The sequence below is a fragment of the Pricia antarctica genome, assembly GCF_900101815.1.
In the GTDB taxonomy this organism is placed as follows: Bacteria; Bacteroidota; Bacteroidia; order Flavobacteriales; family Flavobacteriaceae; genus Pricia; species Pricia antarctica.
This window is the reverse complement of the sequence record NZ_FNAO01000002.1, coordinates 57,943-69,240: the sequence shown is the minus strand read 5'-3', so window position 1 is coordinate 69,240 and position 11,298 is coordinate 57,943. Positions and strand designations below refer to the sequence as shown.

Below are 11,298 nucleotides of genomic sequence, written 5' to 3'. Positions count from 1 at the left end.
ACTTAACCTTGGCCGCGTCTTTTCCTAAGCATACTGGACCTATTTTGATGAAAACCAATCGTTTATTTTTTAGCTTTTTAGTCATGACAAGCTTGGTAACCCAAGCCCAAGAGGCCGACGCCCCTAGTTTCGGAAAGGGTATCTTTAATCTCGTAGGAAAGGATAGTACTTGGAGCATGAAAATCGGCGCCCGTATGCAGTTGTTATCCATCGCCAGTTGGAACGAAGGGGCGGACGGAGGCCTTATAAATCCCGAACAGAGTTTTTTGGTAAGGCGCGCCCGTTTGAAATTCGATGGATTCGCCTATTCGCCCAAACTGAAATACAAGATAGAGCTCGGGCTGTCGAACCGCGATATTTCTGGAGCTTCTACTTTTACGGGGGATGCCCCACGCTACATTCTGGATGCTGTCGTCATGTGGAATTTCCACGAAAACTTCGAGCTTTGGTTCGGACAGACCAAATTACCCGGAAATATTGAACGGGTCATCTCTTCGGGAAACCTGCAACAGGTCGACCGTTCTTTATTGAACAGCCGTTTCACCATCGACCGGGACGTGGGCTTTCAGCTACGGCATCATTTCAATCTCACCGAAAAATTTTTAATCCGTGAAAAATTGGCGTTCTCCCAAGGGGAAGGTCGCAACGTCGTCAGCGGTAATTTAGGCGGGCATCAGTATACGGCCCGGGTCGAACTCTTGCCTTTTGGTTTGTTCGCCAGTAACGGCGAATACACCGGAAGTGACCAGGATAGGGAGGAAAAACCGAAATTGATGTTGGCCGCGACCTACGACACCAACCAAAACGCCGTCAAAAACCGAAGTAACCAAGGGTCATATATGGTAAACGATATTGGTTTTTTCGAGACCGATATCAATATCGTTTTTTTGGATGCCATGTTCAAATACCGAGGATTTTCCCTTATGGGTGAATATGCCCACAGAACCGCCACCGATCCGATTGCCAAGAATGCTGATGGCACCCTTACCGGGGATCTCGTTGAGGTCGGTGACGGATTGAACCTTCAAACCGGATATTTGTTCAAAACCAACTGGGAAGTCTCGGGAAGGTTTACCAATATCAAGCTAAATAAAGACATCACAGGGAGAAATCCACAAAAACAGTATACCTTGGGACTTTCAAAGTACATCGTCGGCCATAAATTGAAAGTCCAAACCGATTTGAGCTATCTTTCGGAGAATGCAGGACGCGACGAACTGATGTACCGCTTGCAGGTCGATGTACATTTTTAAGGGCGTCTAAAAATATAACCTTTAGGTAACATTGTATTTAGGGTTAGCATGGATATTTGCAAGTCGATTTTTTAAAGAAGCTTATGGATAATATATACTTGATAATGATCGTGGCACTGGCCGTTTTGGCCGTTGCCGATCTGGTCGTCGGGGTCAGCAACGATGCGGTCAACTTTCTGAATTCCGCCGTAGGATCACAGGCTATTTCTTTTAGGACCATCATGATCGTCGCCAGTGCAGGTATCGCGCTGGGAGCCATTTTTTCGAGCGGTATGATGGAGGTCGCCCGGAAAGGTATTTTTAACCCTGGCGAATTCTATTTCAACGAAATCATGTTCATTTTTATGGCCGTGATGATTACCGACATCCTATTGCTCGATTTTTTCAACACGCTGGGGATGCCTACATCCACAACGGTTTCCATAGTTTTTGAACTTTTGGGGGCATCTGTGGCCATGTCTTTGATAAAAATAGGGGTCGACAATGGTTCCTTTGGCGACGTGGTCAACTATATCAATACATCGAAAGCCACCGAAATCATTATGGGCATCTTGCTGTCCGTTGTGGTAGCGTTTTCTGTCGGGGCCTTTGTGCAATGGATTTCCAGACTGCTCCTTAGCTATGATTTTGAAAAAAAGGCGAAATGGGTCGGCGCGCTGTTCGGGGGTTTTGCCCTTTCTGCGATTACCTATTTTATTTTGATCAAGGGTATTGGCGGAACCGCTTTTGCAGACCGGAGTTTTAACCTGATCGGAACCATGACGATAAAACAATTCTTGGAGACCCAAGCCTGGTGGCTCGTTGTCATGAACTTTGCGTTATGGTCGTTAATTTCCTATTCGCTGATGACCCTAGCAAAAATTAATATTTATAAACTGATTATAGGCGTCGGGACTTTTGCCCTTGCCTTGGCCTTTGCGGGCAACGACTTGGTCAATTTTATCGGGGTACCCATTGCAGCATGGCAATCGTACGAGGCCTGGCAGGCGTCAGGTGAGCTGGCGACCGAGTTCGGAATGGACGTGTTGGCCGCCAAAGTACCCACTCCTACGTTCTTACTGTTTATTTCAGGAATGATTATGGTAGCGACCTTGTGGCTGTCGAAAAAAGCACGGTACGTATCCGATACCGAAATTAATTTGGCCCGAGAAGGAGAGGCCAAAGAGCGTTTTCAACCGAATTTTTTATCCAGGAGCATCGTCCGCCTGTCCGTCGGCATATCGGAAGCCACCCAAATGCTATTGCCGAAAGCGCTAAACCAAAAGTTGGCCTTACGTTTCCATAAACCGGTAATCGCCCTTGCAAGGGACAAAACCTACGAAAAACCGGCTTTCGACATGGTGCGGGCCGCAGTAAACCTTATGGTAGCGGGTATATTAATCTCTATTGCGACCTCGTACAAATTGCCCTTATCGACCACCTACGTGACTTTCATGGTGGCCATGGGCTCATCACTTGCCGATAGGGCCTGGGGCGCTGAAAGTGCCGTTTACCGCGTCGCCGGAGTATTGAATGTTATTGGTGGATGGTTCGGAACGGCCATTATCGCCTTTGTCGCATCCGGTGTGATTCTGGCTCTTATCAGTTTTGGCAAAGGTGCAGCTATAGCCATATTATTGTTTGCGGCCATCTTGATATTGGCCAGAAATTATATTTCCTATAACAAAAAATCCAAAGAAATAAGGGCGGAGGACAGCTTACAAAAAGCAGAAAGCAGTTCAATCCAGGGCGTTATAGAAGAAAGTGCCGATAACATATCAAACGTCATCAAGAGAAGCAAAAAAATATACACCAACTCCATCAACGGTTTGGCGAAGCACGATCTTAGTCTTCTAAAAAAGAACAAAAAACAGGGGGCAAAATTATCTGCAGAAATCGACGAACTGCGCGACCACATTTTCTACTTCATCAAGAATCTGGACGAGGCCAGCGTTGGAGCAAGTAATTTTTATATCAATATTTTAGGACTGCTGACCGACATCGTCCAATCTCTGGAGTATATCGGAAAGGTCAGCCACAAGCACGTTCACAACAACCATAAAAAATTAAAGTACAACCAAATCAAGGAACTGAAAGAAATCGACCAGAAACTCGATGAGATTTTTACAAATACCAAAAAAGCTTTCGACGAAAGGTCTTTTGAACAAATTGGTAAAGTACTGGAAAGAAAACAAGAACTGTTCGATTTAGTATCCCAAAAAATTGAAAAACAGGTAGAAAGAACACGTACCGAAGAGTCAAGCCCCAAGAACACCACGCTATATTTCTCATTGCTATTGGAAACCAAAGACCTAATGAAAGTCATCATCAATCTCTTGGAAACCTATTATCAGGAATATGACGGCACAATTATTCCGGCCAAGGTTATGGAATAAAGGTTTTGTGAACCGTAAAATCGAACTCGTCTTACATTTGTAGATAAGCTTAGTGTAACGTACCGTTCTTTTCTTTGCGTCGTATATTTACAACGGGGTAATGAAAACCCTTTTTCTTATGGCTAGCTTCCTATTTTCCCTAGTCGTTTCTTCCCCATGGATCCGTATCCTGCACGAGTATCGATTTGAAAATGACCGGCCAACCTTGGCTGTTTAGCCCTACTATTTATCGAAAAAAATATACCTATCCCGAAAATTAAGCGTTAGCATAGGACGAACATCCGAAATCATCATTCTTATGCGCCTTCCCCAACTGTCCTATATCCTAGTCTCCGTTGTTCTTCTAAGCGTCTCATGTAGCAAAGATTCGAATAAAGACCCAGATAATTCCCATACGGACGGCCCCGGTACGGAAAACCCTGTAACAGGAAAACAGGAAACGGACAAGGCCGACAGGGCAATCGCCAAGCAGTTATACGCCGACTTTTACTATGCCTCTCGCGACACCGGCACGGAGGTGTCATGGACCGGTAACGAGCCCAACTGCCAGCCCGGGACCGTGCCGCAGGATACCAAGGACAAAATCTTTCAGCGACTTTTGTATTTCAGAAAAGCCGTAGGACTTACTAATGCTATTGCAGAAAACAGGTTGAAAAGCGAGAAAGCCCAACATGCGGCCTTGATGATGCACGCCAACGGAACCCTTTCACATGATCCACCGAACGAGTGGAAGTGTTTTTCGGAAGACGGCAAAGAAGCGGCACAAAATTCCGTGTTGACCTCAACCCGAAATGCCGGTGCCATCGATTCCTACATGCAAGATCAAGGTAAAGACAACTACCCAGTGGGACACAGAAGGTATTTATTATGGTCCAGACTTCAAGAAATAGGAGTTGGAAATACGAGTAGCTACAATGCCATTTGGGTAATCGGCAACCCCGGTGAGCGCCCTGCCGACACTCCTGAATTTATTGCCTGGCCCCCAAAAGGCTATCTACCTAAGCAATTGGCCTATCCGCGATGGTCTTTTTCCATCGCAAAGGCCGACTTTACCCAGACCACGATATCCATGAAGACCGCGACGGGAGAAAATGTCAATTTAGAAACCGAAAAACTAAAAGATGGCTTTGGGGATGAAACCATCGTCTGGAAGCCTTCAATAGATACCAATAGCCTTATCGAGGATAGTAGGTTTGTGGTCTCATTAAAGAATGTGGGCGTGGACGGCGAAACCAAGAACTTTGAGTATGAGGTCGTACTTTTCGATGTGAACGAATAAAATTCCGAATTCTAAAATATTCTTGCCATTTCATAAATCCAAACCAGTTACCGATAAAAGTGCATCTCATCCATATACTTCCAAACCGGTTCAGGAAGCAGCGGCCGCACGTTTTTGCCTAGTTTATGGTTTTTTCGGATGAAGGTGGATGAAATTTCCATTATGGGCGCTTCGACCCGATGAATTTTCGGATGGCGATCAAATACATCTCCGGTCTGTCCTTCGTAAATTCTTGGATATACGTAAATATCATGATGTTCTAAAATGACCTCGTAATTCTTCCATTTGTGGAAGCTCTTAAGATTATCCTCGCCCATGATCAGGCTAAAACGATACTCTTCCCCGTATTTTTCATTCAAATGCACCAGCGTGTCTACTGTATAGTTAGGCTGCGGCAGATTAAATTCGATTTTGCTGGGCTTTAGTTTGGGATAGTCCTGAACGGCCTCGAACACCATCTGATACCGGTGATGGTTGTCAAGCAGCGATTGTTTTTTTTTAAAGGGACTTAAAGGCGTAATAACGAACCAGACCTCGTCCAAGTCAGAAAATTCCACCATATGGTTGGCAATGGCCAAGTGACCGATATGAATCGGATTGAACGTACCAAAATAGAGGCCGACTTTTTTCATAAGTTTGGGAACTATTTGTCATTTCTAGGACCGCCCAGAGCCGAGTCGTTGGGAGGACGGACATCTAGACCCTTGCCAAGGTTCTGCAGAAATCTCACTGTTTTTAATCACCCGGCACAGGTTTTTCGGCTATAAATTCCGCCACCAGGTCATGGGCTTCTTGAAGTGCCGTATCCAAATCATAATTTTTGATAATCTTATCGAATTGGGGAGCCGTAGCCAGTTCTACCGAGGCTTTGGCAATACGCATGTTAATTTTATCGTCGCTTTCGGTACTGCGCTTTTTCAGGCGTATTTTCAATTCGTCAACACTTGGGGGCTTCACGAATACGGCCAAGGTTTCTTTCGGGAATTTTCTTTTAATTCGAAGTCCGCCTGCGACGTCGATATCGAAGATGACATTTTTACCCTCACCCCACAATCTTTCGACCTCGCTCTTTAGGGTACCATAAAAATTATCGCGGTATACCTCTTCCCACTCCAAAAAATTATCGGTTTTGATGTTATTCTTAAATTCTGAAATGGACATAAAATAATAATGCTCGCCATTTATCTCCTTGATTCGTCGAGGTCGTGAGGTTGCCGACACTGAAAAGGCCAGATTCAGTTCGGGTTGTTCCAAAAGATGGCGTACAATGGTGGTTTTGCCACTCCCGGAGGGTGCAGAGAATATAATGAGTTTACCGCCTTTCATTATTAAAGTTCAAGTTCAAGCGCAGGTTTCAAATTCAAAAAATAGTACTGCACTCGTGTATTTGGTTTGTGGTTTGAAACCAAATACTAAAATTAATAGTAGCATAAGCCAATAAACCTAACCGTCCGGCAGGTGGGCTTATACAATTTTTTCACCATGTACCGTTGCTGTCAACTTTTTCAGAGCACATTCAACATTTGCTCCTTGATTTTCTCCAGCTCGTCTTTCATTTGTACTACCAATTGCTGCATAGGGGCATAATTTGCTTTTGAGCCTATGGTATTGATTTCACGGCCGATTTCTTGGGCGATGAATCCCAATTTTTTACCGTTGGAATCCTTTGAGTTCAACGTTGTGGCGAAATAGTTCAAATGATTGTCCAACCGCACCTTTTCCTCGGTAATATCGTACTTTTCCAAATAATAGACCAGTTCTTGCTCAAAGCGGTTCTGGTCGACATCGGTTTGCAAATCGGATACTGCTTTTTCTAGCCGGCTACGTACATCCGATTGACGATCCGGATCCATTTGCTCCACTTTTCCCAATAAAATCTGCAGGTTTTGAATGCGCAGTAAAAAGTCCTTTTCCAGTACTCTTCCCTCTTCGGACCTGAACGTGTTGATTTCCTTTAGCGCTTCCCTAACGGCAAGCTGAATGGACTCGTACTCGTCGTCTTCGATATCCTCGCGTTCTGTTTTTAGGGAATCGGGCATTCGAAGGGCCATTTCCAACAAACGCAGATCATCGCCATCGGCAATCGATCGCAGTTGTTTCATATAATTCTTGACCGCCACTTCATTTACTTCGGCGGAAGTCTCGTTTCCTGTAAATTCTACATACAAGCTGAAATCGACCTTACCACGGGCCAAAGAAGCGGCGATAGTCTTTCGTATTTCAAGTTCTTTTTCGCGATAGGCCGAGGGCATCCGCGCGTTCAGATCTAGACTTTTACTGTTTAGGGATTTAAGCTCTACGGTAATTTTTTTAGATGGAAGCTGTATAATGTGCTTCCCAAATCCGGTCATGGATTGAATCATAGGGGTTTTTTAAAGTTCCTTAATCTTGATATTTCGGTACGATACCCCATTACCATGATCTTGGAGGGCGATTTTTCCTTGGATGAACTTTCCGAAACCTTCCCAATCGGCAAATTTGGATTTCGAGACCATGACGTTCCACATTTCGTTGCCTACAGGAAAAGCGACGACTTCTTCGCCATTAAGTTCCACGCTGCCCCTCTTATTATCGTTGTCAACAGTGATTACCATTGTGTTCCATTCGCCGACCGGCTTTGTAACATCTTTTGAGGGGCCCTTTAAATCGTAAAGCGCACCGGACTGATGTGAGGGGCCCACTTTGGCATCAGGATGCTTTTCGTTGTCGAGCACTTGAATTTCAGGTCCGGTATTATAAGGTTTTTTATATTTCGCGTCTTCCTGTACGCCCCACATTACACCGCTATTTCCGCCTTCGGAGATTCTCCAGTCCAGCGAAAGTATAAAATTGGTGAATTCTTTCTTGGTAACCAGATCGTGAATTTCGCCTTCCTTACGATTTTTGGGAGGATGTAAAACCAGGGCGCCATCCTCGATTTTCCAGTTATCGGAAACTTCGTCATTTTGATACTCTTTCCATCCATCGAATGACGTGCCGTCGAAAAGTGCCGTCCATTCCTGTGGGGGATTTTCCGCTTCGGCCTCTTCCACGCGTTCGGCGGTCATTTCTTTCTGGGATTTTTCGGTTTTGTCCTTGCATCCGAAAATTGTGGCTGCGATGAATAGGGTAAGGAACAGATTTTTCATGGAATGTTGTTTTTGAAATAAACCCATCTACTGGGCGGATAGGTTTTACTATTAATTTAAAAGATTCTTGATAGATCTGCCGTATGCGTTTGCAAATGTAATCGTGTTTACAATCGTAAGATGCAATCCACATTTCTTTACGGTCTATTTATCAATTCCTAAAATTCTTTTCAACCGATCTTTATCGATATCGGCCCCTGCAAAATCATCAAAGGCCCTTTCGGTCGCCTCTATAATATGGTCTTGGATGAAAACGGCTCCTTCTCGGGCACCCTGTTCGGGACTTTTGATGCAGCATTCCCACTCCATCACCGCCCAGACATCGCAGCCGTATTGGGTGAGTTTTGAGAAAATGGTCTTAAAGTCGATTTGGCCGTCGCCCAATGAACGGTACCTTCCGGCTCGGTCGCCCCAATTGTTGTAGCCTCCGAAAGCGCCCTTTTTTCCTGTGGGGTTGAACTCCGAATCCTTTACATGGAAGGATTTTATAAACTCATGATAATGATCGATGTACTCTATATAATCTAACTGTTGCAATACAAAATGGCTGGGGTCGTACAGAATATTGACTCGTTTATGGTTTCCGGTAGCCTCCAAAAAGCGTTCGAAGGTATCGCCGTCGTGCAGGTCTTCGCCGGGGTGTATCTCATAACAAACATCGACGCCTTCCTTATCGTAATGGTTTAAAATCGGCATCCAGCGTTTGGCCAGCTCCTCAAAACCCATTTCGACTAATCCCGGTGGGCGTTGCGGCCATGGGTGCCAGGTATGCCAAAGTAAGGCTCCCGAAAAAGTGGCAGATGTATTCAAGCCCAATCGACGACTGGCCGTCGCCGCTTTTTTGACCACATCTACCGCCCATTCGGTACGGGCCTTAGGATTATTTTTAACCTTATCGGGGGCAAAATTATCGAACATCAGGTCATAGGCGGGATGTACGGCGACCAATTGCCCCTGTAAATGGGTAGAAAGCTCAGTGATTTCCAGTCCGTACGAGTTGATTTTTCCTTTGAGCTCATCGCAATAATCCTGGCTTTCAGCAGCCTTGTCGATATCGATAAGAAAACTTTCCCAAGTCGGTATTTGAATGCCTTTATATCCTAGATCGGCTGCCCATTGGCACATACCATCCAAAGAATTGAAGGGTGCTTTGTCATCTACGAATTGCGCTAAAAAAACGGCGGGTCCTTTAATTGTCTTCATGTGTTTGTAATTTCCTTTTTATTCCTGAACTTATTTCAAATAGTGGTCGGTTTAAGAATAAGCCTTATATTTAATTCCTGTAAATCCCATAAATCACAATTTATCAGGGATGCGATAAATATAAGGAAATCCATCAGAAATAAAATAAGAATCAGTGTATGAATTTGGAAGAAGACTATGATGCCATTGTGGTCGGCACCGGAATCAGTGGGGGCTGGGCGGCCAAAGAACTGTGTGAAGGCGGATTAAAGACTTTGGTGCTCGAACGCGGCCGGATGGTAAAGCATATTGAGGACTATCCCACGATGAACGATGACGCTTGGGACTATCCCCTTAAAGGGGAACTTTCTCAGGAGGACGAGAAAAAATACCACGTTCAAAAAAGGGTAGGCTGGGCGCCAATGGAAGATAACAAGCATTTTTTTGTCAATGATCTCGAACATCCCTACGTAGAAACCAAACGTTTCGACTGGATCCGCGGTTATCAGGTCGGCGGAAGATCCCTCACTTGGGGCCGTCAAAGCTATCGATGGAGCGATATCGACTTCGGCGCGAACAAAAAAGAAGGTATCGGCATCGACTGGCCCGTTCGCTATGCCGATATTTCACCGTGGTACGATAAAGTAGAAGAATATATCGGGGTAAGCGGTGAAAATTTGGGACTTAAGCAATTGCCCGATGGAAAATTCCAGCCCCAGATGGAATTAAACTGTGTCGAAGAGGATTTTAAAAAATCCGTCACCGAGAAATTCGATGACGGCCGCCTTGTAACCATCGGCCGCACGGCGCACATCACAGACCCAAAAGCGACTTTCGAGGGTCGTGGTGTTTGCCAGTATCGTAATCGCTGTAGCCGCGGATGCCCCTTCGGCAGCTATTTTAGCAGCAACTCCTCTACCCTTCCGGCAGCGGAGCGCACCGGAAACATGACTCTTCGCGCCAATTCCATCGTCTATGAAATCATGTATGATGACGCTACCAAACAAGCCACCGGCGTAAAGGTCATTGACGCGGAGACCAATGAAAAAATGGAATTCAAGGCAAAAGTCATCTTTCTCTGCGCCTCGTCAATGGCCTCTGTCGGCATTTTGTTACAGTCAAAAAGCGAACGCTTCCCCAATGGCATGGGCAACGATTCCGACGCGCTCGGCCGCGGTATTATGGACCATCATTATAAATTGGGCGCCACCGCAAAGGTAGACGGCTATCTCGATAAGTATTTTAAGGGACGACGGGCCAATGGTTTCTACATTCCCCGTTTTGTCAATCTCGATGAAAAGACCAAGCGCGAAGGCTATCTCCGCGGCTTCGGCTACCAAGGCACCGCCAGCCGTCAAGATTGGTCGGAAAGTATCGCCGAATTAAGCTACGGCAAAAAATTAAAGGAAGAAATATTGAAGCCCGGAAAATGGCAGATCGGCGTTACCGGTTTTGGCGAATTTTTGCCATATGACGACAATCGCGTTACCCTAAGCGCCACAGCCACCGATAAATGGGGCTTACCCCAATTGGATTTCGACGTAGAATTCAAGGAAAACGAAATGAATATGCGCAAGGATATCACCAAAGAAATAGTGGCCATGTTCAAAGCGGCAGGTTTTAAGGATGTACAGCCTTACGATGAAGTGACGGGGCCGGGACTGGGCATCCATGAAATGGGAGGTGCACGTATGGGCCACAGCGCAAATACATCTGTGGTAAACAAGAACAACCAGGTACATAATGTACCCAATGTGTACGTTACCGATGGGGCTTTTATGGCTTCTTCGAACTGTGTAAACCCATCCTTGACCTATATGGCATTTACCGCAAGGGCAGCGGACCATGCGGTGAAACAGTTCAAAGCGGGAAAGTTTGCTTGAAAGTCCCTTAATGGTATCCCTAGCGTTTCAGATCATCTGATACGATAGCGTCCGCTTTAAGCCATTAGTTTAAGCCACTAGCCTCAAACTCAAATGGAATTAATTGCTTTTCAACGTGTTTAAGAACCCATATTCCGATAACCCAGTCAAACAACCGGCGCGTTCGTATATTTCGCACCACTATCCTTATATAAATAT

The 11,298-nt window shown here is 45.3% G+C and carries 9 protein-coding genes; 4 read left to right on the top strand and 5 right to left on the bottom strand.

Going from position 1 to position 11,298, the window contains the following annotated elements; translation table 11 throughout:
* Positions 1-83: 83 nt before the first annotated feature.
* From BLT07_RS03130 to BLT07_RS03120, 3 genes are all read left to right on the top strand, one after another.
* Positions 84-1,253: a porin gene (locus BLT07_RS03130; RefSeq protein WP_245726436.1), complete on the top strand. Its 1,170-nt coding sequence runs from the start codon at positions 84-86 to the stop codon at positions 1,251-1,253.
* Between the two features lie 83 nt (positions 1,254-1,336).
* Positions 1,337-3,628, top strand: a complete 2,292-nt coding sequence (locus BLT07_RS03125) for an inorganic phosphate transporter (RefSeq protein ID WP_091865733.1) — start codon at positions 1,337-1,339, stop codon at positions 3,626-3,628.
* Between the two features lie 298 nt (positions 3,629-3,926).
* A complete protein-coding gene (locus BLT07_RS03120) occupies positions 3,927-4,907 on the top strand; it encodes a CAP domain-containing protein (protein WP_091865731.1) in 981 nt (326 codons plus the stop codon).
* 47 nt (positions 4,908-4,954) lie between these two features.
* Here the strand turns inward: BLT07_RS03120 and nadD are convergent, their stop codons facing one another.
* The 5 genes from nadD to BLT07_RS03095 form a co-directional block, all read right to left on the bottom strand.
* Entirely contained in the window at positions 4,955-5,539 is a 585-nt protein-coding gene (nadD, locus tag BLT07_RS03115) for a nicotinate (nicotinamide) nucleotide adenylyltransferase (RefSeq protein WP_091865730.1), read from the bottom strand.
* A gap of 103 nt (positions 5,540-5,642) precedes the next feature.
* The gene (gene gmk, locus BLT07_RS03110; protein WP_091865728.1) at positions 5,643-6,233 is read right to left on the bottom strand and encodes a guanylate kinase; all 591 of its coding nucleotides are present in this window, start codon (positions 6,231-6,233) and stop codon (positions 5,643-5,645) included.
* Positions 6,234-6,412: 179 nt separating this feature from the next.
* Entirely contained in the window at positions 6,413-7,270 is an 858-nt protein-coding gene (locus BLT07_RS03105; protein WP_091865727.1) for a YicC/YloC family endoribonuclease, read from the bottom strand.
* Positions 7,271-7,279: 9 nt separating this feature from the next.
* Entirely contained in the window at positions 7,280-8,035 is a 756-nt protein-coding gene (locus BLT07_RS03100; RefSeq protein WP_091866449.1) for a 3-keto-disaccharide hydrolase, read from the bottom strand.
* Between the two features lie 144 nt (positions 8,036-8,179).
* Complete coding sequence (locus BLT07_RS03095) at positions 8,180-9,238, bottom strand: sugar phosphate isomerase/epimerase family protein (protein ID WP_091865725.1); 1,059 nt, start codon at positions 9,236-9,238, stop codon at positions 8,180-8,182.
* A 158-nt stretch (positions 9,239-9,396) separates the two neighbouring features.
* Between BLT07_RS03095 and BLT07_RS03090 the strand changes: the two genes are divergently transcribed.
* Positions 9,397-11,100, top strand: coding sequence for a GMC oxidoreductase (locus BLT07_RS03090; RefSeq protein WP_091865723.1), 1,704 nt, complete (start codon positions 9,397-9,399; stop codon positions 11,098-11,100).
* Positions 11,101-11,298: the final 198 nt, after the last annotated feature.